This window comes from Streptomyces sp. ICC1, assembly GCF_003287935.1.
In the GTDB taxonomy this organism is placed as follows: domain Bacteria; phylum Actinomycetota; class Actinomycetes; order Streptomycetales; family Streptomycetaceae; genus Streptomyces; species Streptomyces tritrimontium.
The window spans coordinates 5,155,117-5,176,666 of the sequence record NZ_CP030287.1; the positions used below are offsets into that span (position 1 = coordinate 5,155,117).

Below are 21,550 nucleotides of genomic sequence, written 5' to 3' on the forward strand. Positions count from 1 at the left end.
CGCCCGGCTGTTGCCGAGCGACCGCTACGACGCCTGGGCCGCCGCTCCGCCCGCGGGCAAACTGCTGTCGCTCCTGGCCGCCTGGGCCGTGGTCCCCGCAGTACTCAGCCACTGGCCGGACCCCGACGAGACCCCGGTCGCGCTCATCAGTCCGCAGGCCCAGGTCCGCGTGTACACGGCGCATGTGCTGGAGTCCCTTGAGCATTACCGGCTGGCGGTGGTGGCGCACGCCGCCGCGGCCGATCCCTCAGCCGGCGCACCGGACCGCGGAGCCGACGGGAGTGCCGCGGCGCGTGAGGCTCGCAGCCGGGTGCTGTCCCTGGTCTCCGGTGTGCTGGCGGATGTGTGCCACGACCGGTTGATCGTTCCGGAGCTGGCCTGGGAAGACCTGCCCGAGGACCGGCGAACCGTGCCGAGCCGCGCGACGCGGCGCCAGACCGTCTGGCAGGCGGCGGCGGCCGTCTGATCGTGCTCGCGGCCTGTTCACCTGGGCCGGTGCACCCGGTGAGTTCGTTTCCCCGATTCTCTTCGGACTCAGTGGCGCCATCGGCATACTTCGGCGGTTACACCCTGGTATGCAGGATCGGTTCGGGTGGCATGGGCCAGGTGTTCCTCGGAGAGTCGGCGGCCGGGCAGTAGATCGCAGTGAAAGTGATCAAGCCTTCGGTCCTCGACGAGGACACCCGTACCCGGTTGCTCCTCGAAGTGGACAGCCTCAAGACGGTGTACGGGCCGTTCGTTGCCGCCTTCGTGGCAGCGGACGCACACGCCGATGCGCCCTGGCTCGCCGTCGAGTACGTACCCGGGCCCGATCTGCGGTCCTTCGTCACCGAGCACGGCCCGCTACCCGCGGCCGAGACCGCCAGCCTCGGAGCTTTGCTCGCCGAAGGACTGGCCACGTGCACGAGGCGGGCCCGCTGCACCGCGACCTGAAGCCGCAGAACATCCTGCTCGCTTCCTACGGTCCCAAGGTCATCGACTTCGGCCTGGCCGTACTTGCCGAGCGGCGCTCGTTCCTGACCGCGACCGGCTATGTGGTGGGGTCCATCCTCTGCATGCCGCCGGAGCAGGCGCGTGGGGAACACCAGCTCGACCGGGCTGCGGACGTCTATGCGCTCGGTGCCGTCCTGCTCACTCGGGCGCATACTCGTACGGCCCGGTGACGCTGCCAATGGCCACGACCGGCAATTGCTTTCGCGGCATGACGACGTAGTCGCCGATGTCCATCGTGATGAATCGCCACAACTGGCGCTTCCAGTTGTCGATCGTACCGACGGCTTCCTCCGGGTACCCCTTCTCGCCAGCAGCTCGCCGATCTTGTCGGCTGACGCACAGCCTTTGAGATCGCCGAGCCAGCTGGCCAGCATGTCCCACACACAAGGCGATCTGTGGGATCGGATGTGTAGGGGTAACCGGGTGTGTCCGAACGCCGGGAACACGGCAGCCCCCGGCCGGCCGTCGGACCGTACGCCGGTCGAGCGCCGAATGCGTCCGAGGGTGTGCCATGGCCGCGTGGTGTTACTTTCGGCCGGGGGTCCACTTCATGCCAAGCCGGTACGCGCGGGAGATCACGTCCTGGACGCCGGGGCCGTCCTGCGGGGTGAACCAGCGCACCTCGCGTCCGATGACGAGTTCGCCCTTCTGCCGCTTGATGAGGGCGATGGCGCAGGCGTGCGCCTGTGGCGGGCACTCGTCCAGAACCACCCGGAAGCGGTCGCCGCGGTCGGAGGTCAGGGTCACCACCGCGTCGAGGCCGCGGAAGTCGCCGGCCCCTTCGTGGATGTAGACGAAGAGCAGGAGCTTCTGGAACTCGTCCTGGTGGTCCAGGTTGATGACGAGGTTCTCTCCCCCCTCCAGGGCGCCGGTCCTGTCGTCCGTGTCAAGGGCGACGTAAGGGAAGCAGTCCGCCGCGCCGAACGCGTTGCCCAACGCCTGCACCACGGTCTTGGAGCCGTCGGTGCAGCAGATCATGCAGCCGAGGTCGAGATCCACCGTCTTGGCCGCGGCCGACCGCAGCGACGCCCGGATCCGGCTGAACAGACCGCGGGCCTCGCCGGCCTCCCGCTGCGCGGCGGCCTGCGGTGAGGTCCAGTTGAGGTTGACTCTGATCAGCCCCGACGTCACGCCGTGCTTGCTCAAGGAGACCGTGGGCGCGGCCTTCGTCAGGTTCACGGTGGCGGGCTTGGTCATGCGGCACCTTTCGGGGAAGGTCCGGGGGAGCGGGGGGTGGTCGACGACCTTACAGGCGGGGGGTGAGGCGCCGCATGGAATCGGTCGTTTGGTCCTCTGCCACCCGCGTACGACCGTTGGGAAGGGATGGAGGCGGCGGGACTCGCAGGGCACTTGAGGTGTTGAGGACACCAATGACTCGTGGAGGTGGCACCGTGCCGGTCCCCGGGGTTGTTCGACCTGGCAGCCTTTAGTGTGAGGGCCATTGAGGGGAGTCCGAGCCGGATCGGAGCGCGGAGAGTCGTGGGCGGTCTTACGGAAGCGAAGTTGAGGGAGCTGGCCGGGGAGCGCTCGTTCGAGCGTGGACTTGGTTACGTCGACGAGGTGTCCGGGATCGAGTTCGGTGACGGCTGGATCAGGGCGTCGGTCCGGGGTACGCAGCGTTACGAGGTGGAGCTCGCGCTGGGTGGGCGCAGAAGACCGACGGGCACGTGTGACTGCCCCTACGGCCAGGAAGGCAACTTCTGCAAACACTTGGTCGCCCTCGGACTGACCGTGATCGCCCAGAACGCGGACCTCCCGCGTCTGCGGGAGTCGGCCCGCGCCCGGTCGCGGAGCCTCGATACCTGGCTGTCCGGCCTGTCGCGGGACGAACTGCTCAGCGTCGTAGGGGAGGAGATCGCCGAGGACCGACAGCTTCGGCGCCGCCTGGAGCTGCGGGCGGCGAGCGCGCGGGGCGACCTGGCCGGGGTCCGGTCACGGGTCCGTGACCTGCTGGACATCGGTCCATTCGCCCAGTACGGCTACGTCGAGTACGGCGATGCCCGCGCCTACGCCGACCAGGCGCGGCAGGCGGCTTCAGCAGTCCGCTCGCTGACCGCCTCGGGCCGGTCCGTCGACGCGATGACCCTGGCCCGGGAGGCGATCGGTCTGCTGGCCGGGGTGGTCGAGAACGTCGACGACTCCGACGGATGGCTCGGGCAGATCGGCACCAGCCTCGCCGACACCCACCACGATGCCTGCCGCGCGGCGCACCCCGACCCGGAGGACCTCGCGCACTGGCTGGTGACCCACGCACTCGACGATGCGGCCGACCTGACGGACATCGACCCGCTGGATTACGAGGACCTTCTCGGAGAGAGGGGGATGATCACCCTGCGTCAGTTTGCGGTCGAGGCGTGGAAGGCGAACCGCACCGGCTGGGCCGAGAAACATCTGATGCAACGGCTGGCGAGGTCGGGCCGGGACGTCGACACGGTGATCGCGGTGTACGTCGCCGACCTCGCGCCCAACGGCCACACCCACTTTCTCATCGCCCGCGAACTGGACACCGCCGGCCGTCCCGCCGAAGCCTTGGAATGGGCCGAGCGCGGGATCCGAGGCACCGAGGACCTCGCCACGGTCGACACCACCCTCGTCGACGACCTCGCCGACCGCTATACGAAGGCCAGCCGGCTTGCCGACGCCGTCACCCTGCGCCGCGACCACTTCGTCGCCTGCCGCAGCCTGCTCACCTACCAGCAGCTGCGCGCCGCGGCCAGGGCCGCCGGATGCTGGCCGCCCGAGCGGGAGCAGGCCCTCGATCTCCTGCGCGTAGACGCGGGCGGGAAGGGCGCCCAACGCGGCCCCGTCCTCGTCGACGCCCTGCTCGACGACAAGGACATCGACGCCGCCTGGCAGGCGGCCACGTCGTCCGGCGCCCACGACGGCCAGTGGCTCACCCTCACCGACCTCGCCCGCCCCCGTCGGCCTGTGCCGTGCATCGGTCCGGAATCCGGCACGCTCCATCAGCGGCGGACAGGGGTCCACGGGCCGCGCTGGGGTCGCCATCTCCTGCCAGGTTCCGTCCGAACGCCGGGGCCGTGCGGTCAGCGCGTCGCCCGGGCCGTACTCTCAGCCCGGCTCGCCGATGCGCAGTGAGGCGTACTCCGTGCCGCTGCACGCGGGCTCGGTGGCCAGCAGCACGAGCGGGGCTCCGGGCCGCAGGAGCCGATGGATCTCCCGGAACACCGAGAGCACCGCCGCCTCGGTCGGCAGGGACGCCAGTACGTGATTGCACATCCCCGCGTCGGCGCCGCCGCGCGCGAGGCCGCCCGTGCGGTGCCGTGTCCGCCCCGTCCGCCCCGGCCGCTCCGGCCGAGGCCGCCGCGCCCGCCCCGGAGCACGCCGCGTGAGCGCCGCCGGATCCACCGGGCGCGCGGCGCCGGAGCAGGCGCCGTCCTGGGCACGCCCGGCCGCGCCCGCCGCGGCCGGGACCGCCGGTCGGCTGCTGCTCGCGGCGTTCGCCGTCGCCGCCGCCCTCGACCTCGGCTCGCTGCTCGCCGGCTGGCACCCGGGACACGTCCTCGCCAAGCCGCTGCTCATGCCCCTGCTCGTCGGGTACGTGATCACCCGCCGGGCCCCCCGGCTGCTGGTGGCGGCCCTGCTGTTCGGCTGGGGCGGGGACCTGGCCCTGCTCTTCGACGCCGATCCCGCCTTCCTGATCGGCATGGGCTCCTTCGCCGCCGGGCACGTCTGCTACCTCGTGCTCTTCGGCCGCCGCCGCAGCGGTCCGCTGCTCGGGGCCGCGTACGCCGCCGCGCTGCTGGGCACCGTCACGCTGCTCTGGAGCGACCTGCCCGCGGAGCTGCGGATCCCGGTCGCCGGGTACAGCCTGCTGCTCACCGCCATGGCCTACCGCTCCAGCGCCCTCGGCCGGCGGGCCGGGCTCGGCGGGGCGTTGTTCCTGCTCTCCGACACGCTCATCGCCACCGGGGTCGCGGAGTGGCCGCAACCGCCCCTCCCGGACTTCTGGATCATGGCCACCTACCTGGCGGCCCAGTACCTGCTGGCCACCGGAGCACTCGCTCCGCGACGGGCGTACGGTGAGGAGGCCCTACAGGGCTCAACCGCTTCCTAGCCGGAGGGCTGCACCACCATGCGCGCCACCGTCATCCACGCCCCGCACGACATCCGCGTGGAGGAGGTGCCCGACGCTGCGATCCAGCGACCCGAGGACGCCGTCGTCCGCGTCCTGCGCTCCTGCATCTGCGGCAGCGACCTGTGGGCCTATCGCGGCGAGGCCAAGCGCCGGCCGGGCCAGCGGATCGGGCACGAGTTCCTCGGCGTCGTCGAGGAGACCGGCTCCGCCGTCTCCGGGCTGCGCGCCGGCGACCTCGTCGTCGCCCCCTTCATGTGGTCCGACGGCACCTGCGCCTACTGCGCCGAGGGGCTGTACACCTCCTGCGAGCACGGCGGCTTCTGGGGCGCGGTCGGCCACGACGGCGGCCAGGGCGAGGCCGTCCGGGTCCCGCACGCCGACGGCACCCTGGTGAAGCTGCCCGCCGACGCCGTCTCCGACGACCACCTGCTGACCGCGCTGCTCGCGCTGTCCGACGTCATGGGCACCGGCCACCACGCCGCCCTGGGCGCGGGCGTGCGCGAGGGCGCCACGGTCGCCGTCGTCGGCGACGGCGCGGTCGGCCTGTGCGGCGTCCTCGCCGCCAAGCGCCTGGGGGCCGAGCGGATCATCGCACTGGGCCGCCACACCGTCCGTACGGACATCGCGAAGCTCTTCGGCGCCACCGACGTGGTCGCCGAGCGCGGCGAGGCGGCCGAGGCGGCCGTCCGCGAGCTCACCGGCGGCCGGGGCGCCCACTGCGTCATCGAGGCGGTCGGCACGGAGCAGTCCATGCGCACCGCCGTGAACATCACCCGCGACGGCGGGGCCGTCGGCTACGTAGGCGTCCCGCACGGCAGCGGCACCGGCCTCGACCTCGGTGTCATGTTCGACCGCAACATCAGCCTGCGCGGCGGCGTCGCGCCGGTCCGCGCGTACATCCCCGAGCTGCTCGCGGACGTGCTCAGCGGGGCGATCGACCCGTCGCCCGTCTTCGACAGGGCCGTCTCCCTCGAAGAGGTCCCGGACGGCTACCGGGCGATGGACGACCGCAGCGCCCTCAAGGTGCTGATCAAGAACTGATCCCGGGCGCGAAAGGGCCGGGCGGGGTGATCCCCGCCCGGCCCCTTCATCGTTCGGTCCGGTGCGACCGGCCGGTTGCCCTGCGACCGGCGGTGCCCTGTGACCGGCGGTGCCCTTTGACCGGCGGTGCCCTTTGACTACTTGACGGCCTTCAGCGCGTCGACCACGCCGTGGCCGTAGTAGCCGGTCTGGCCCCACTTGCTGTTGCAGGTGGTGGCGTCGACCAGCGCGCCCGTGGCGTCGTAGACCTTCTCGGGGCAGGCGGTCTTCGTCGCCTGGCCCTTGAGCATGGCCTGGAGCTGCGAGGGGGTCGCCCACGGGTGCTTGCTCTTGAGCAGGGCCGCGACACCGGCGACGTGCGGGCCGGCCATCGAGGTGCCCTGCTTGTAGCCGTAGCCGCCGCCCGGGAGGGTGGACAGCACGCGGCCGTTGGCGTCCGGGGTGGCGGGGACCTGCCACTTGTCGCCGCCGGGGGCCGCCACGTCGACGACGCCCAGGCCGTAGGTGGAGTAGTAGGACTTGAAGCCCTGGTCGCCGGTCGCGCTCACCGTGACCACGCCCGGGAGCTGGGTGGGCAGGTCCAGGCAGACGCGCGGGTCGATGGTGCGGGGCACCGGGGTGGTGTCGTTCGGGCTGGTGTCGTCCACGATGGCGTCGGACGCCAGGTCGTGGTTCGAGTTGCCGGCCGAGGCCACGCTGAGCACGCCCTTGCGCTCGGCGTACTTCGTCGCCCGGCCGAGGGCCTCCACCAGCGCCTTCTGGTCGTCGTCCGCCTTGCAGTTGTAGAGCCAGGGGTCGACGTAGTAGCTGTTGTTGGTCACCTCGATCCCCTTCTCGGCGGCGAACATGAAGCCGCAGACGACCGCCTCGGTGTAGAAGAGGCTGGTCGCGGGCTCGCTCACCTTGATCGCGGCGACCTGGACGCCGGGCGCCACACCGCTGATGCCGATGCCGTTGCGCGCGGCCGCGATGGTGCCCGCCACGTGGGTGCCGTGGTCGCTGCCGTCCGCGTACGGACGCCACGCGCCCTCGGTGGTGTCGGCGACGCCGCCGACGCAGTTCGCGGACTGGCCCTTGGAGAAGTTCGGGGCGAGATCCGGGTGGGTGTCGTCGACACCCGTGTCGATGACGCCCACCGTGACCTTCCGGCTGCCATCGTTGATCTTGTGAGCCTGGTCGGCCTTGATCGCCCGCAGGTCCCACTGGTTCGACTCCAGGGGCTCCTGCCCCGGTGCGGCCTGCGCCGCCGCCTTGGCGGCGTCCGCGTCGCTCAGCCGCTGCGTCGTGCCCTCCTCGGTGGTCTGCACCACCGAGAGGGGAGCCGTACGGGTGGCGCCCACCGATACGAACAGGCTGCGCTGACCGCGCAGCTGCTTGGCGAACTCGGGGTTCTGGGAGTGGGCGACGACCACCCCGATCTGCTCATACGCGATCACCACCGTGCCGCCGGCCCGCTCGACGGCCTTCTTCGCCTGCTTCACCGTGCCGTACGCGCTCAGGTTCGCGACGTACGACAGCTTGGGGCCGGAGGTGTCGGGCTTGGCGGTGGCCGCCGCGTCCGCCGTGGTGCCGAGCGGCGCGGCACTGGCCGCGACCGAGGGCAGGAAGGCGAGCGAGGCGGTGAGTGCCAGACCGACCGGAAGGGCGAGTGCGCGCCGCCGGTGACCGGTTCCCAGATGAGCCATGGGTTCTCCACATCATCGTGAAAGAGCCGCGCGGGCGCGGTCGCGCCCGACGGGTTCATGTCACGTGAACCTAGTGCCGTCGTTCGACTTTCCGCCATCAGTTCGAGAAATCAGTTCCCAGAGAAACCGCGGGTGTTGAACCGTCCCGACGCGCCGGCCGTGCCGTTGACAGGGGGGATCAGCGCCACCGTCCCCCCACACGGAGGTTGTTTTGTCCGTCGTCCCCACCGCACCCGCGTCCCAAGGAGGGTCCCCCGTGACCGCCGAAACAGCGCCGCCCCCGGGCAGCGCGGAAGCGCCGCCGGCGACCCCCGCGGCCGAAGAGTTCGTACGCGTCCAGCAGAGCGCGGAGTTCGCCGAACTGCGCCGCGCCCAGCGCTCCTTCGCCTTCCCGCTCACCGTGGCGTTCATCGCCTGGTACCTGCTCTACGTCCTGCTCTCCAGCTATGCGGGCGGCTTCATGGGGACGAAGCTCTTCGGCAACATCAACGTCGCCCTCGTCCTGGGCCTCGCCCAGTTCGCGACGACCTTCCTCATCGCCTGGCTGTACTCGCGCCACGCCGCGTCCAAGCTCGACCCCAGGGCCTCGGCCATCAAGGCGCGGATGGAGGCCGGAGCATGAGCGCCCCGCTCCTGGTGGCCGCGGGCACGGCGGCCACGGCGGGCACGACCGTCGCCGCGGGCGCCTCCGACCACCGCCCGCTGATCATCACCCTGTTCGGCCTGTTCGTCGTCGCCACCCTGGCCATCACGATCTGGGCCGGCCGTCAGACCAAGGACGCCGCCGACTTCTACGCGGGCGGCCGCCAGTTCACCGGTTTCCAGAACGGGCTGGCCATCTCCGGCGACTACATGTCCGCCGCGTCCTTCCTCGGCATCGCCGGAGCCATCGCGCTCTTCGGCTACGACGGCTTCCTCTACTCGATCGGCTTCCTCGTCGCCTGGCTGGTCGCACTGCTCCTCGTCGCCGAGCCGCTGCGCAACTCCGGCCGCTACACGATGGGCGACGTGCTCGCGTACCGGATGCGCCAGCGCCCCGTGCGCACCGCGGCCGGCACCTCCACGATCGTCGTCTCGATCTTCTACCTGCTCGCCCAGATGGCCGGCGCCGGCGTGCTCGTCTCGCTGCTCCTCGGCATCACCAGCGACCTCGGCAAGGTCGTGATCGTCTCGCTGGTCGGCGTCCTGATGATCCTCTACGTGACCATCGGCGGGATGAAGGGCACCACCTGGGTCCAGATGATCAAGGCCGTGCTGCTCATCGCGGGCACCCTGCTGATCACCTTCCTGGTGCTGGTCAAGTTCAACTTCAACATCTCCGACCTGCTCGGCAAGGCCGCCGACAACAGCGGGCAGGGCGTGAAGTTCCTGGAGCCGGGCCTGAAGTACGGCAAGGACTCGATCACGAAGCTGGACTTCATCTCGCTCGGCCTCGCCCTGGTCCTGGGCACCGCCGGCCTGCCGCACATCTTGATCCGCTTCTACACGGTTCCCACGGCCAAGGCCGCCCGCAAGTCCGTGAACTGGGCCATCGGCATCATCGGCGCCTTCTACCTGATGACGATCGTCCTCGGCTTCGGCGCCGCGGCCCTGCTCGACCGGGCCGAGATCATCACGTCCAACAAGGCGGGGACCACGGCGGCCCCGCTGCTCGCCCAGGAGATCGGCGGCGGCGCCGACTCCACGGGCGGCGCGATCCTGCTCGCCGTGATCTCCGCGGTGGCCTTCGCGACGATCCTCGCGGTCGTCGCGGGCCTGACGCTGGCCTCCTCCTCGTCCTTCGCCCACGACATCTACGTGAACGTGATCCGCAAGGGCAAGGCGACCGAGAAGGAGGAGGTGCGGGCGGCCCGCTGGTCCACCGTGGTCATCGGCGCCGTCGCCATCGGCCTCGGCGCCCTGGCCCGCGACCTCAACGTCGCCGGCCTCGTCGCCCTCGCCTTCGCGGTGGCGGCCTCCGCCAATCTGCCGACGATCCTCTACAGCCTCTTCTGGAAGCGCTTCACCACCCAGGGGGCCCTGTGGTCCATCTACGGAGGCCTGGTCTCCTCGGTCGTCCTGGTGCTCTTCTCCCCCGTCGTCTCCGGGAAGCCCACCTCGATGTTCAAGGGCGCCGACTTCTACTGGTTCCCGCTGGAGAACCCCGGCATCATCTCCATCCCGCTCGGCTTCCTGCTGGGATGGCTGGGAACCGTGCTCTCCAAGGAGAAGGCCGACCCCCAGAAGTTCGCGGAGCTCGAGGTCCGGTCACTGACCGGGACCGGCGCCCACTGACATACTGCGCCCGAGCGAAATGATCCGAACACCGAGCGTGGCCGTGTCGTACATCCCTACGACGCGGCCACGCTCCGTCTCGTTCTTTCGGGCACCCCTACGCGCCAGGGCCGTCGCGTAGGCTCGGATATAGCGCGAGTGCTCTACCCGAAGCATCGCGAACCTCTACAAACCGGACAGGGGAGGGGGCCCACAGTGCTTCTCGACACCTACGGCCGCGTGGCCACGGACCTGCGCGTCTCGCTCACCGACCGGTGCAATCTGCGCTGCACCTACTGCATGCCCGAAGAGGGCCTGCAGTGGCTCGGCAAGTCCGACCTGCTCACCGACGACGAGATCGTCCGGCTGATCACCATCGCCGTCACGCGGCTCGGCATCGAAGAGGTCCGCTTCACCGGCGGCGAGCCCCTCCTGCGCCCCGGCATCGTCGGGATCGTGGAGCGCTGCGCGGCCCTGGAGCCCCGCCCCAAGATGTCGCTGACCACCAACGGCATCGGCCTCAAGCGCACCGCGCAGGCCCTCAAGGCCGCCGGCCTGGACCGGGTGAACGTTTCCCTGGACACCCTGCGGCCCGAGGTCTTCAAGACCCTCACCCGCCGCGACCGCCACAAGGACGTCATCGAGGGCATGGCCGCCGCCCGCGAGGCCGGCCTCACCCCCGTCAAGGTCAACGCCGTCCTCATGCCCGGACTCAACGACGACGAGGCCCCCGACCTGCTCGCCTGGGCCGTGGAGAACGAGTACGAGCTCCGCTTCATCGAGCAGATGCCGCTCGACGCCCAGCACGGCTGGAAGCGCGACGGCATGATCACCGCCGGGGACATCCTGGAATCCCTGCGCACCCGTTTCACGCTCACCGAGGAAGGGTCCGAGGAGCGCGGCTCCGCCCCGGCCGAGCGCTGGGTCGTGGACGGCGGCCCCGCCACCGTCGGGGTCATCGCGTCCGTCACCCGCCCGTTCTGCGGCGCCTGCGACCGTACGCGCCTGACGGCCGACGGCCAGATCCGCACGTGCCTGTTCGCCACCGAGGAGTCGGACCTGCGCGCGGCCCTGCGCTCGGACGCCCCCGACGAGGAGATCGCCCGCCTGTGGAAGGTGGCGATGTGGGGCAAGAAGGCCGGGTCCGGCCTCGACGACCCGACCTTCCTGCAGCCCGACCGCCCGATGTCGGCGATCGGCGGCTGACCGCCCCCGCTCACGAACGACGGTCCCGAGGGCTCGCAGCCGCTACTGGCGCTGCGAGCCCTCGGGCTGTACCCACTCGTCGAGCTTCACGACGTCCTTGAGGAAGCCGCGCACGCTCAGGAACTGGGACAGGCTCTCGCGGTGCTCCGCACACGCCAGCCAGGTCTTGCGGCGCTCGGGGGTGTGCAGCTTGGGGTTGTTCCACGCCAGGACCCAGGCGGCCGCGTCGCGGCAGCCCTTGGCGGAACAGGTGGGTGCGTCGTTCCCGGCGGAAGGCGTGCCGGCGGTGTCGAATGCGTCGTCAAGGGGAGTCACGGCTCAACCCTAAGACGGAAAGGCGACGCCGAGCAGCCACGGGGGGAGCTGCCCGGCGTCGGTCCGTCGCTCCGACGGGGGATGCGGAGCGCGTAGGCAGTATGTCACGCAGGACCCGGTGCGGTGCACTGGAACTTCATGATTGATCTGAGCTTTTCTTGAGGTTTCCCTCACCCAGCGCGGGGTGCACCGGAGCCGGGATGAAGTGCGACGGCAGCGAGGGCGTCGACTCGCGCCCGGCGTTGGCGATGACCACCGCCACGTACGGCAGGAGGGCGCCCGCGACGAGCGTCACGACGGCCACGGGCCGCGACACGTTCCACAGGACGACCGTGGCGATGACCGACAGGGTCCTGATCACCATCGAGATCACGTACCGGCGCTGGCGCCCCCGTACGTCCTCGTCGAGGCCCATGCGCGCCCCCGTGATCCGGAAGACCTCGGAACCGTTGCGCTTCGTCCGCACCACAACCCACCACCCGATCGCCCCCGGACACTCCCCGGCCCGGACGCTTCCACCGTACGCCGCCCGCCCGCGACCGGGCAGAGGGGGTGTCCCCCGAATGGAGCTGTCCGAAATGCGGGCTGGGCCGTACGGGTCGAGACTGGGCCCACATGCGCACAACGCGCCAGGAGGAGGCTCGACATGGGTTGGTTGTGGGCGATCATCGTCGGTTTTGTGCTGGGCCTGATAGCCCGGGCGATCCTGCCGGGCAAGCAGCACCAGCCCCTGTGGCTGACCACCGTCTTCGGCATCATCGGCGCCGTGCTCGGCAACGCGGTGGCCACGTGGATCGGCGTCAACGAGACCAGGGGCATCGACTGGATCCGGCACTTGCTGCAGCTTGCCGGAGCCGTCGTGATCGTCGGCCTCGGCGACCTGGTGTACAGCTCGCTCCGCGGCAACAAGCGGCAGATGACCTAGTGCTGTGACCTTTCCGGCCACAGCACCAGCCGGACCTCGACGGAACGGACCATGACGGAGGGGCCGGCCCGGACGCACTGTCCGAACCGGCCCCTCCGTCATGCGCGTGCGGTCCCGGCTAGCCGGTGACCTCGACCGCGGCCAGGTTCTTCTTGCCGCGGCGCAGCACCAGCCAGCGCCCGTGCAGCAGGTCCTCCTTGGCGGGGACCGCGTCCTCGGCGGTGACCTTCGCGTTGTTCACGTAGGCACCGCCCTCCTTCACGGTCCGGCGGCCCGCCGACTTGCTGGCGACCAGGCCGGTCTCCACGAGGAGGTCCACGACCAGGCCCGGCTCGGAGACCTGCGCGTGCGGCAGCTCGGACAGGGCCGCGGCCAGCGTGGCCTCGTCCAGCTCCGCCAGATCGCCCTGGCCGAACAGCGCCTTGGACGCCGCGATGACGGCCGCGCACTGGTCCGCGCCGTGCACCAGCGTGGTCAGCTCCTCCGCGAGCGCCCGCTGCGCGGCACGCGCCTGAGGCCGCTCGGCGGTCTGCGCCTCCAGCGCTTCCAGCTCCTCACGGGACTGGAAGGACAGGATGCGCATGTAGGTGGAGACGTCCCGGTCGTCCACGTTCAGCCAGAACTGGTAGAAGGCGTACGGGGTGGTCATCTCCGGGTCCAGCCAGACGGCGCCGCTCTCGGACTTGCCGAACTTGGTGCCGTCCGCCTTGACCATGAGCGGGGTCGCGATGGCGTGGACGTGTGCGTCCGGCTCCACGCGGTGGATCAGGTCGAGACCGGCCGTCAGGTTGCCCCACTGGTCGGACCCGCCCTGCTGCAGCACGCAGCCGTGGCGCCGGTACAGCTCCAGGAAGTCCATGCCCTGGAGCAACTGGTAGCTGAACTCCGTGTAGCTGATGCCCTGGTCGGACTCCAGCCGCTTGGCGACCGAGTCCTTCGTCAGCATCTTGTTGACACGGAAGTGCTTGCCGATGTCCCGGAGGAACTCGATGGCGGACATGCCCGCCGTCCAGTCCAGGTTGTTCACCATGAGCGCCGCGTTCTCGCCCTCGAAGGACAGGAACGGCTCGATCTGCGTGCGCAGGCGCGTCACCCAGTTCGCGACGGTCTCCGGGTCGTTCAAGGTGCGCTCGGCGGTCGGCCGCGGGTCACCGATCTGCCCGGTGGCCCCGCCGACCAGCGCCAGCGGGCGGTGGCCCGCCTGCTGGAGCCGCCGCACGGTCAGCACCTGCACCAGGTGCCCCACGTGCAGCGAGGCGGCCGTCGGGTCGAAGCCGCAATAGAACGTGACGGGACCGTCCGCGAAGGCCTTGCGCAGCGCTTCTTCATCGGTGGACTGGGCGAAGAGCCCGCGCCACTTCAGTTCGTCGACGATGTCCGTCACGGTTCTGGGTCTCCTTGAAGAGGTGGAACAGAGAGCTGAGGGGTTCCCCGCCAGTCTAGGCGGGGAACCCCCGGACCTCTGACGTTTTGTTGATCAAACTCCCTTGCTGACCGAACTCATGTTGAAGTCCGGGATCCGCAGGGCCGGCATCGCGGCCCGGGTGAACCAGTCGTTCCACTCGCGCGGCAGGGTCTTCTCGGTCCGGCCGGCCTCCGAGGCCCGCGACAACAGGTCCACGGGGGACTCGTTGAACCGGAAGTTGTTGACCTCTCCGACGACTTGCCCGTCCTCCACCAGATAGACGCCGTCCCGGGTCAGACCCGTGAGCAGCAGCGTGGCCGGGTCCACCTCGCGGATGTACCACAGGCAGGTCAGCAGCAGCCCCCGCCCGGTCGCGGCCACCATCTCCTCCAGGGACTTCTCGCCGCCCCCGTCCAGGATCAGGTTCCCGAACGACGGGGACACCGGCAGCCCCGTCAGCTCCGCGCTGTGCCGGGTCGTGGTCAGCCGGGCCAGCTCACCGTCCTTGATCCACTCGGTCGCCGGGACCGGCAGGCCGTTGTCGAAGACGGACGCGTCGTCGCCGGAGCTGTGCGCGATCACGAACGGCGCGGACTCCAGGCCCGGCGCGTTCGGGTCGCTGCGCAGCGTCAGCGGCAGCGCGGAGAGCCGCTCGCCGAGCCGGGTTCCGCCGCCGGGCTTGGAGAAGACCGTCCGGCCCTCCACCGCGTCCCGGGCCGCCGCCGACCACATCTGGTAGATCAGCAGGTCGGCCACGGCCGTGGGCGGCAGCAGCGTCTCGTACCGCCCGGCGGGCAGGTCGATCTTCCGCTCCGCCCAGCCGAGCCGCACGGCCAGCTCCGCGTCCAGCACGGTCGGGTCCACGTCCTTGAAGTCCCGCGTCGCGCGCCCCGCCCACGCGGAGCGCAGCCGGTCCGGGGACTTGGCGTTGAGCTCCAGGGTGCCGTTGGGCTGGTCGTGGCGCAGGCGCAGCCCCGTGGAGGTGCCGACGTACGTGGACACCAGCTCGTGGTTGGCGAAGCCGTAGAGCTCGCGGCCGCCCGCGCGGGCCCGGGCGAAGGCCTCGCCGAGGGCCGGGGCGAAGTCGGCGAAGACCGCCGAGGAGGTCTCGCCCGGCGCGTCCGTGAAGTCCGGGGACGACGGGGTGCCGGTGACCAGCGGCTGCGCGTCCTCCGCCGGGCCGGCGCCGCGGGCGGCCGCCTCGGCGGCCCGGACCAGCGGCTCCAGGTCGGCGGCCGTGACGGCGGAGCGCGAGACGACCCCCGAGGCCGTGCCCTCCTTGCCGTCGACGGTGGCGATGACCGTGAGGGTCCGGCCGCGCGTGACCCCGTTCGTGGTCAGGGCGTTGCCCGCCCAGCGCAGGTTCGCCGTCGACTGCTCGTCGGCGATGACGACGCAGCCGTCGGCGGTGGACAGTTCGAGGGCCCGCTCGACGATCTCGTGGGGCTTGGTGGTGCGCATCGACGAGCTCATCGCCCGGCCTCCTGCGTGGTGTTCAGGATGTTCACGTCGCGGAACAGAGCGGAGGGGCAGCCGTGCGAGACGGCCGCGACCTGGCCCGGCTGGGCCTTCCCGCAGTTGAAGGCGCCGCCCAGGACGTAGGTCTGCGGACCGCCGACCTTCTCCATCGAGCCCCAGAACTCGGTGGTCGTGGCCTGGTAGGCCACGTCGCGCAGCTGCCCGGTCAGCTCGCCGTTCTCGATGCGGAAGAAGCGCTGCCCGGTGAACTGGAAGTTGTAGCGCTGCATGTCGATCGACCAGGAGCGGTCGCCGACCACGTAGATCCCGCGCTCCACCCCGCCGATCAGGTCCTCGGTCGAGAGCCCGCCCGGATCCGGCTGCAGCGAGACGTTCGCCATGCGCTGGACGGGCACGTGCCCGGGGGAGTCGGCGTAGGCGCAGCCGTTGGAGCGGCCGAGGCCGGTCAGCTTCGCGATCCGCCGGTCCGTCTGGTAGCCGGCCAGGGTGCCGTCCTTGACCAGGTCCCAGCTCTGCGCCTCGACGCCCTCGTCGTCGTAGCCGATGGTGGCCAGCCCGTGCTCGGCCGTCCGGTCGCCCGTCACGTTCATGATCGTGGAGCCGTAGGCGAGCTTGCCCAGCTGGTCGAAGGTGGCGAAGGAGGTCCCCGCGTACGCCGCCTCGTAGCCCAGCGCCCGGTCCAGCTCGGTGGCGTGGCCGATGGACTCGTGGATGGTGAGCCACAGGTTGGACGGGTCCACGACCAGGTCGTAGCGCCCGGCCTCGACGCTCGGCGCCCGCATCTTCTCGGCGAGCAGCCCGGGGATCCGCTCCAGCTCGGAGTTCCAGTCCCAGCCGGTGCCGGTCAGGTACTCCCAGCCGCGCCCGGCCGGCGGGGCGATGGTGCGCATGGAGTCGAACTCGCCGGTGGTGGCGTTCACGGCGACGGCGGTGAGCTGCGGGTGGACGCGCACCCGCTGCTGGGTGGTGGAGGTGCCCGCGGTGTCGGCGTAGAACTTGTTCTCGTGGACGGCCAGCAGCGAGGCGTCCACGTGGGCCACCCCGTCGGCCGCGAGCAGCCGCGCGCTGAAGTCGGCGAGCAGCGCCGCCTTCTCCGTGTCGGGCACGTCGAAGGGGTTCACGTCGTAGGCGGAGACCCAGGTCTTGTCCGCGTGCACCGGCTCGTCGGCGAGCTCGACCCGCTCGTCGGAGCCGGCGGCCTTGATCACCTTGGCGGAGAGCTGGGCCATGGCCACGGCCTGCGAGGCCACCTTGGCGGCCCCGTCCATGGTCAGGTCCACTCCGGAGGCGAACCCCCAGCTGCCCCCGTGCACCACGCGGACCGCGTACCCGAGGTCGGTGGTGTCGGACCCGCCGGAGGGCTTGGCGTCCCGCAGCCGCCAGGAGGCGCTGCGGATCCGCTCCAGACGGAAGTCGGCATGGTCGGCGCCCAGCGCGCGGGCCCGGGCGAGCGCCGCGTCGGCGAGCGCCCGCAAGGGCAGCGCGGTGAAGGCCGCGTCGATGGAATGGGGCACGGGGGTCCTCCCGGGGTCGGGGCAGATGGCACGATCATGTCGCTTCGCGGGTTGCCGTGCCTACATCTTTCTGTAGGGACTCGACAGAGCCCGTACCGAGGCGCTGTCGGAGCCCGATTCTCCGTATGGGGTGCATGACCTATAGGTTTTTGGTATTCAGACCGCTAGTCGAAAGGGTGATCCGTTGAGCCGCTCGGTTCTTGTCACCGGAGGTAACCGGGGCATCGGCCTCGCCATCGCCCGAGCCTTCGCGGAGGCCGGCGACAAGGTCGCGATCACGTACCGGTCGGGTGAGCCCCCGGCGGAGCTCACGGCCCTGGGCGTGCTGGCGGTTCGTTGCGACATCACCGACTCCGACCAGGTGGACCAGGCGTACAAGCAGGTCGAGGACGCGCACGGCGCGGTCGAGGTCCTGGTCGCCAACGCGGGCATCACCAAGGACACGCTGCTGATGCGCATGTCCGAGGAGGACTTCTCGTCGGTCGTCGACACCAACCTCACCGGCACCTTCCGCGTGGTCAAGCGCGCGAACCGCGGCATGCTCCGCGCCAAGAAGGGCCGCGTCGTCCTGATCTCCTCGGTCGTCGGACTGCTCGGCTCGGCCGGCCAGGCCAACTACGCGGCCTCCAAGGCCGCGCTGGTCGGCTTCGCCCGCTCCCTCGCCCGTGAGCTGGGCTCCCGCAACATCACCTTCAACGTCGTCGCCCCGGGCTTCGTGGACACCGACATGACGAAGGTGCTCACCGACGAGCAGCGTGCGGGCATCGTCGGCCAGGTGCCCTTGGGCCGCTACGCGCAGCCCGAGGAGATCGCGGCCGCCGTCAGCTTCCTGGCGTCCGACAACGCCGCGTACATCACAGGAGCCGTCATTCCCGTTGACGGCGGATTGGGCATGGGTCACTGATCACCATGAGCGGAATTCTCGACGGCAAGCGCATCCTCATCACCGGGGTGCTGATGGAGTCGTCCATCGCCTTCCACACCGCCCGGCTGGCCCAGGAGCAGGGCGCCGAGGTCATCCTCACCGCGTTCCCGCGGCCGACGCTGACCGAGCGCATCGCCCGCAAGCTGCCCAAGCCCACCAAGGTGATCGAGCTCGACGTCACCAATGACGAGCACCTGGCCCGCGTGGAGGAGCTCGTCCGCGCGGAGCTCGGCGGCCTCGACGGCGTCGTCCACTCCATCGGCTTCGCGCCGCAGGACGCGCTCGGCGGCAACTTCCTGAACACCCCGTTCGAGTCGGTGGCCACCGCCATGCACGTCTCGGCGTTCTCGCTGAAGTCGCTGACCATGGCGTGCAAGCCGCTGTTCCCGGAGAACGAGGGCGGCGCGGTCGTCGGCCTCACCTTCGACGCGCAGTACGCGTGGCCGCAGTACGACTGGATGGGCCCGGCCAAGGCCGCGCTCGAGGCGACCAGCCGCTACCTCGCCCGCGACCTGGGCAAGGAGAAGATCCGCTGCAACCTGATCTCGGCGGGCCCGATCGGCTCGATGGCCGCGAAGTCCATCCCGGGCTTCTCGGACCTGGCGGACATCTGGAACCAGCGCTCCCCGATGGAGTGGAACATGGCCGACCCGGAGCCGGCGGGCCGCGGCGTCGTCGCCCTGCTGTCGGACTGGTTCCCGAAGACCACCGGCGAGATCGTCCACGTGGACGGCGGCCTGCACGCGATGGGTGCCTGACCTGCCCGGTCGAGCTCCCGTTCCCTTCGTACGGCGGCGGCCGCGTCTCCCTCCCGGGAGGCGCGGCCGCCGCCGTTTCGCGTGCGCGGGCGTGCGCCGTGCGGGGCGACTCGATCAGATTTTCGCCGTCCCGCCGGATCTTCCCGAGTCGAAAATCAGGACATTTCCCTGCAAACTGACCTCGTCGGGATCTTCCCGGTTCCTGCGGGAGGGGGTACGGGAGTGCGAGCGAGGCGGAGCCGAGCGGTAGCGCTGCTGGTCACCTCGGTGGTTCTGACCGGATTCCTGGTCCCGGGAGCCGTCGCGCGGGGCGAGGGCGCCGATCCGGCGTCCGGCGCGGAGGCCACGGCCCCGGCCGCCGTCGACCTGGACCGGATCCCCGCCGAACCGCCCGTACAGCCCGCACCGCCCGCCGCCCGGGAGCTCTTCGGCGCCGACTGCGACACCGAGATCGAGGGCTCGCAGGTGGTCGCGTACTGCCACAACAGGTATCCGCAGACCGATCTGGTCCGCCTGCACGTGGAGTGCGACCGGTGGTGGGACGTGGACGGGGACGGGGCCGCCGTGGCCCTCGGCCCGGCCGGCCGGGTGGAGCTCACCAGCCGCTGCTGGAAGGAAGTCCGCTCGGCCTGGGTCAGCCACCAGCGGCAGTGACGCCCCGCGGCTCCCCGGCGGCCTCGCCGGACTCCAGGTCGCTGCCGGCCTCCGGGTCCTCGCCGTCCGTCAGATCCTTGCCGGCCTCCAGGTCATTGCCGGGCTTCCGGTCCCTGCCGAGGCAGACGAACGGATAGCCGGCCGCCTCCGAGGCCGCCGCGACCCCGTCGCCGCGCCGGATCGCCTCGATCAGCCGGGCGTGGTCCAGGTGCGAGGCGGGATCGAGCTCGGAGCCCACGTCGGTGCGCAGCCAGTCGGCCACCAGATCGCCGAGGTCCGCGTACAGCTCGATCAGGACGTCGTTGTGCGAGGCCGCCACCACCGCCATGTGCAGGGCCACGTCCGCCGCGATGAACACCTCCGCCTCCCCGCCCGACCAGGCCTCCTCGCGCCGCGCCAGCAGCGCGTCCAGCTGTACGAGGTCCCGCGCGGTCCGGCGCTCCGCCGCGAGGCGGGCCGCCGAGGACTCCAGCGTCGAGCGCAGCTCCGCGATGTGTCGGGGGTCGGCGCCGGCGAAGCGGCGGTGCATCACGCCGGCCAGCTCGCTGGTGGCGATGACGTACGTCCCCGAGCCCTGGCGGATGTTCAGCAGCCCGTTGTGCGCGAGGGCCCGGACCGCCTCCCGCACGGTGTTGCGGGCGACCCCCAGCAGCTCCACGAGCTCGGGCTCGGTGGGGATGCGGGACCCGACGGACCATTCACCGGTGGTGATCTGGTTCCTGAGCTGGGCGATCACCTGGTCGACGAGCGCGGATCGCCGGGGCGAGGTCAGCGGCATGCGGTCGGGGTTCCTCTCGGGACGGGCACGAAACTGCTGCGGGGTGGACAACCAATCATCCCATGATTCTATGATGGTTGAATGTCCGACGAAGAAATCCAGACCCTGAACCGGCCCCAGGCCGTGCGCACGGCACTCCCGCAGCCCCTTCCCGCCACCGCCACCCCGCAGCCGGCGTGGCTCGGACCCGTGCTCCTCGTCGGCATCGTGCTGGCCGCCCTCAACCTGCGGCCCGCCATCACCAGCCTCGGCGCCCTCTTCGAGGAGACCCGCACGGGCCTCGGCATGAGCGGCACCGTGGCCGGGCTCATCACCTCCGTACCCGCCCTCTGCTTCGCCGTCTTCGGCGTCACCGCGCCCCGGCTCTCCCGCCGCTTCGGGCCCGCCGCCGTCGTCTGCGCCGGCATGGCCGCCGTCACCGCGGGCCTGCTGATCCGGCCCTTCGCACACAACGCCGCCGGGTTCCTCGCCGCCAGCGCCCTGACCCTGGCCGGCATAGCCCTGACCAACGTGCTCCTCCCCGTCATCGTCAAGCGATGGTTCCCCGACCGGGTCGGCACCATGACCGGCCTCTACTCCATGGCCCTGGCCGCCGGCACCTCGCTCGCCGCCGCCGCGACCGTCCCGATGACCCAGGCCCTCGGCGGCAGCTGGCGCACCGGCCTGCTGATGTGGGCCTTCCTCGCCGTGGCCGCCGTACTGCCCTGGCTGGCGATCGCCGCCGCCGCCCGCAAGGAGAAGGCGGCCGCGGCCGCCGGGTCGAAGGGCCCGGCCGTCCGCGCCGACACCGGCCCGCGCGTCGTCCGCAGCCGCACGGCCTGGGCCCTGGCCTGCTACTTCGGCCTCCAGGCCACCGGCGCCTACATCACCATGGGCTGGCTCCCGCAGATCTTCCGCGACGCCGGAGTCTCCGCCGGCACCGCGGGCATCCTGCTCGCCGTCACCATGGTCATGGGCGTCCCGCTCGCCTTCGTCATCCCCGGCCTCGCCGGCCGGATGAGGAACCAGGGCCCCATCGCCGTCGTCCTCGGCCTCTTCGGCCTCGCCGGCTACCTCGGCCTCTACTTCGCCCCCGCCGCCGGGGCCTGGGCCTGGGTGCTGCTGCTCGGCGTCTCCAACTGCGCCTTCCCCCTCGTCATCACGATGATCGGACTGCGCGCCAAGACCCCGGCCGGAGTCGTCAAGCTCTCCGCCTTCGCCCAGAGCACCGGCTACCTCATCTCCATCCCCGGACCGCTCCTCATCGGGGCCCTCTACCAGCACAGCGGCGGCTGGGACCTGCCGCTCGCCCTCATGGCCGGACTCCTCGTCCCGCAGATCGCGCTCGGACTGCTCGCGGGCCGGGACCGCACGATCGAGGACGAATGCGGCATGCGAGACTGAACGGCATGTCGCCCGTACTCGAACCGAACCCCCAGAACGGCCACAAGAAGCTGGGCATCGTGCTGGGCGCGATGCTCCTCGTGACCGTCGTCATCTCCGTGATCGCGACCATCGCCTCCCCGTAGCGGCGGGCGCGCGCC

24 protein-coding genes are annotated in these 21,550 nt (G+C 71.1%); 15 read left to right on the forward strand and 9 right to left on the reverse strand.

The annotated features are described in order from the left end of the window. The first annotated feature begins 10 nt into the window (after window positions 1-10). From DRB96_RS24390 to DRB96_RS46340, 3 genes are all read left to right on the forward strand, one after another. Window positions 11-466: a hypothetical protein gene (locus DRB96_RS24390; protein WP_112450383.1), complete on the forward strand. Its 456-nt coding sequence runs from the start codon at window positions 11-13 to the stop codon at window positions 464-466. 185 nt (window positions 467-651) lie between these two features. Then, window positions 652-933: a hypothetical protein gene (locus DRB96_RS46335; RefSeq protein WP_343234575.1), complete on the forward strand. Its 282-nt coding sequence runs from the start codon at window positions 652-654 to the stop codon at window positions 931-933. Then, window positions 900-1,163 (forward strand): protein kinase, encoded by a 264-nt coding sequence (locus DRB96_RS46340; RefSeq protein WP_343234576.1) that lies wholly within the window; start codon window positions 900-902, stop codon window positions 1,161-1,163. Before DRB96_RS46335 ends, DRB96_RS46340 begins: the two co-directional genes overlap by 34 nt. 355 nt (window positions 1,164-1,518) lie before the next feature. Here the strand turns inward: DRB96_RS46340 and DRB96_RS24400 are convergent, their stop codons facing one another. Next, the gene (locus DRB96_RS24400; RefSeq protein WP_112450384.1) at window positions 1,519-2,190 is read right to left on the reverse strand and encodes a hypothetical protein; all 672 of its coding nucleotides are present in this window, start codon (window positions 2,188-2,190) and stop codon (window positions 1,519-1,521) included. A gap of 282 nt (window positions 2,191-2,472) precedes the next feature. Between DRB96_RS24400 and DRB96_RS24405 the strand changes: the two genes are divergently transcribed. After that, window positions 2,473-4,089: an SWIM zinc finger family protein gene (locus DRB96_RS24405; RefSeq protein ID WP_239517755.1), complete on the forward strand. Its 1,617-nt coding sequence runs from the start codon at window positions 2,473-2,475 to the stop codon at window positions 4,087-4,089. On the opposite strand, the gene DRB96_RS43175 is transcribed toward DRB96_RS24405, so the two are convergent. Continuing rightward, complete coding sequence (locus DRB96_RS43175) at window positions 4,063-4,230, reverse strand: hypothetical protein (protein ID WP_162689089.1); 168 nt, start codon at window positions 4,228-4,230, stop codon at window positions 4,063-4,065. The two genes, DRB96_RS24405 and DRB96_RS43175, sit on opposite strands and share 27 nt — an antisense overlap. A gap of 205 nt (window positions 4,231-4,435) precedes the next feature. Between DRB96_RS43175 and DRB96_RS24410 the strand changes: the two genes are divergently transcribed. Beyond that, window positions 4,436-5,068, forward strand: a complete 633-nt coding sequence (locus DRB96_RS24410; RefSeq protein WP_239516821.1) for a lysoplasmalogenase — start codon at window positions 4,436-4,438, stop codon at window positions 5,066-5,068. 18 nt (window positions 5,069-5,086) lie between these two features. Next, complete coding sequence (locus tag DRB96_RS24415; protein WP_112450386.1) at window positions 5,087-6,130, forward strand: zinc-dependent alcohol dehydrogenase family protein; 1,044 nt, start codon at window positions 5,087-5,089, stop codon at window positions 6,128-6,130. 137 nt (window positions 6,131-6,267) lie between these two features. Here DRB96_RS24415 and DRB96_RS24420 read toward each other — a convergent pair whose 3' ends face one another. Further along, window positions 6,268-7,815 (reverse strand): S8 family serine peptidase, encoded by a 1,548-nt coding sequence (locus tag DRB96_RS24420; protein ID WP_112450387.1) that lies wholly within the window; start codon window positions 7,813-7,815, stop codon window positions 6,268-6,270. Window positions 7,816-8,071: 256 nt separating this feature from the next. Here DRB96_RS24420 and DRB96_RS24425 point away from each other — a divergent pair, with 256 nt between their 5' ends. The 3 genes from DRB96_RS24425 to moaA all read left to right on the forward strand — a co-directional run bounded on the left by DRB96_RS24425 (window position 8,072) and on the right by moaA (window position 11,274). Continuing rightward, complete coding sequence (locus DRB96_RS24425) at window positions 8,072-8,437, forward strand: DUF485 domain-containing protein (protein WP_112450388.1); 366 nt, start codon at window positions 8,072-8,074, stop codon at window positions 8,435-8,437. Beyond that, window positions 8,434-10,089, forward strand: coding sequence for a cation acetate symporter (locus DRB96_RS24430; RefSeq protein WP_239516251.1), 1,656 nt, complete (start codon window positions 8,434-8,436; stop codon window positions 10,087-10,089). Before DRB96_RS24425 ends, DRB96_RS24430 begins: the two co-directional genes overlap by 4 nt. Window positions 10,090-10,284: 195 nt before the next feature. Then, entirely contained in the window at window positions 10,285-11,274 is a 990-nt protein-coding gene (gene moaA, locus DRB96_RS24435; RefSeq protein ID WP_112450389.1) for a GTP 3',8-cyclase MoaA, read from the forward strand. 42 nt (window positions 11,275-11,316) lie between these two features. On the opposite strand, the gene DRB96_RS24440 is transcribed toward moaA, so the two are convergent. After that, window positions 11,317-11,589, reverse strand: coding sequence for a hypothetical protein (locus tag DRB96_RS24440; RefSeq protein ID WP_112450390.1), 273 nt, complete (start codon window positions 11,587-11,589; stop codon window positions 11,317-11,319). A gap of 136 nt (window positions 11,590-11,725) precedes the next feature. After that, window positions 11,726-12,058 (reverse strand): DUF3099 domain-containing protein, encoded by a 333-nt coding sequence (locus DRB96_RS24445; RefSeq protein ID WP_112450391.1) that lies wholly within the window; start codon window positions 12,056-12,058, stop codon window positions 11,726-11,728. 177 nt (window positions 12,059-12,235) lie between these two features. On the opposite strand from DRB96_RS24445, the gene DRB96_RS24450 reads away from it, so the two are divergent. Beyond that, window positions 12,236-12,514, forward strand: a complete 279-nt coding sequence (locus DRB96_RS24450; RefSeq protein WP_112450392.1) for a GlsB/YeaQ/YmgE family stress response membrane protein — start codon at window positions 12,236-12,238, stop codon at window positions 12,512-12,514. A gap of 118 nt (window positions 12,515-12,632) precedes the next feature. On the opposite strand, the gene tyrS is transcribed toward DRB96_RS24450, so the two are convergent. The 3 genes from tyrS to DRB96_RS24465 all read right to left on the reverse strand — a co-directional run bounded on the left by tyrS (window position 12,633) and on the right by DRB96_RS24465 (window position 16,912). Further along, a complete protein-coding gene (tyrS, locus tag DRB96_RS24455; RefSeq protein ID WP_112450393.1) occupies window positions 12,633-13,898 on the reverse strand; it encodes a tyrosine--tRNA ligase in 1,266 nt (421 codons plus the stop codon). Between the two features lie 93 nt (window positions 13,899-13,991). Beyond that, window positions 13,992-15,392 carry a metallopeptidase TldD-related protein gene (locus tag DRB96_RS24460; RefSeq protein ID WP_204357809.1) on the reverse strand — a complete coding sequence of 467 codons (1,401 nt, stop codon included), beginning with the start codon at window positions 15,390-15,392 and terminating at the stop codon, window positions 13,992-13,994. Continuing rightward, the gene (locus DRB96_RS24465; protein ID WP_112450394.1) at window positions 15,389-16,912 is read right to left on the reverse strand and encodes a TldD/PmbA family protein; all 1,524 of its coding nucleotides are present in this window, start codon (window positions 16,910-16,912) and stop codon (window positions 15,389-15,391) included. The genes DRB96_RS24460 and DRB96_RS24465 overlap by 4 nt, the downstream gene beginning before the upstream one ends. A gap of 184 nt (window positions 16,913-17,096) precedes the next feature. On the opposite strand from DRB96_RS24465, the gene fabG reads away from it, so the two are divergent. From fabG to DRB96_RS24480, 3 genes are all read left to right on the forward strand, one after another. Further along, window positions 17,097-17,816 carry a 3-oxoacyl-[acyl-carrier-protein] reductase gene (fabG, locus tag DRB96_RS24470; protein WP_112450395.1) on the forward strand — a complete coding sequence of 240 codons (720 nt, stop codon included), beginning with the start codon at window positions 17,097-17,099 and terminating at the stop codon, window positions 17,814-17,816. 5 nt (window positions 17,817-17,821) lie between these two features. Continuing rightward, complete coding sequence (fabI, locus tag DRB96_RS24475; RefSeq protein ID WP_112450396.1) at window positions 17,822-18,595, forward strand: enoyl-ACP reductase FabI; 774 nt, start codon at window positions 17,822-17,824, stop codon at window positions 18,593-18,595. A gap of 267 nt (window positions 18,596-18,862) precedes the next feature. Beyond that, entirely contained in the window at window positions 18,863-19,249 is a 387-nt protein-coding gene (locus tag DRB96_RS24480) for a hypothetical protein (protein WP_239517756.1), read from the forward strand. Here DRB96_RS24480 and DRB96_RS24485 read toward each other — a convergent pair. Next, window positions 19,230-20,027: a FadR/GntR family transcriptional regulator gene (locus DRB96_RS24485; protein WP_239516250.1), complete on the reverse strand. Its 798-nt coding sequence runs from the start codon at window positions 20,025-20,027 to the stop codon at window positions 19,230-19,232. The two genes, DRB96_RS24480 and DRB96_RS24485, sit on opposite strands and share 20 nt — an antisense overlap. 81 nt (window positions 20,028-20,108) lie before the next feature. Here DRB96_RS24485 and DRB96_RS24490 point away from each other — a divergent pair, with 81 nt between their 5' ends. Next, a complete protein-coding gene (locus DRB96_RS24490; protein ID WP_112450398.1) occupies window positions 20,109-21,410 on the forward strand; it encodes an MFS transporter in 1,302 nt (433 codons plus the stop codon). A gap of 5 nt (window positions 21,411-21,415) precedes the next feature. Continuing rightward, entirely contained in the window at window positions 21,416-21,535 is a 120-nt protein-coding gene (locus tag DRB96_RS46000; RefSeq protein WP_251072844.1) for an SGM_5486 family transporter-associated protein, read from the forward strand. Window positions 21,536-21,550 lie beyond the last annotated feature (15 nt).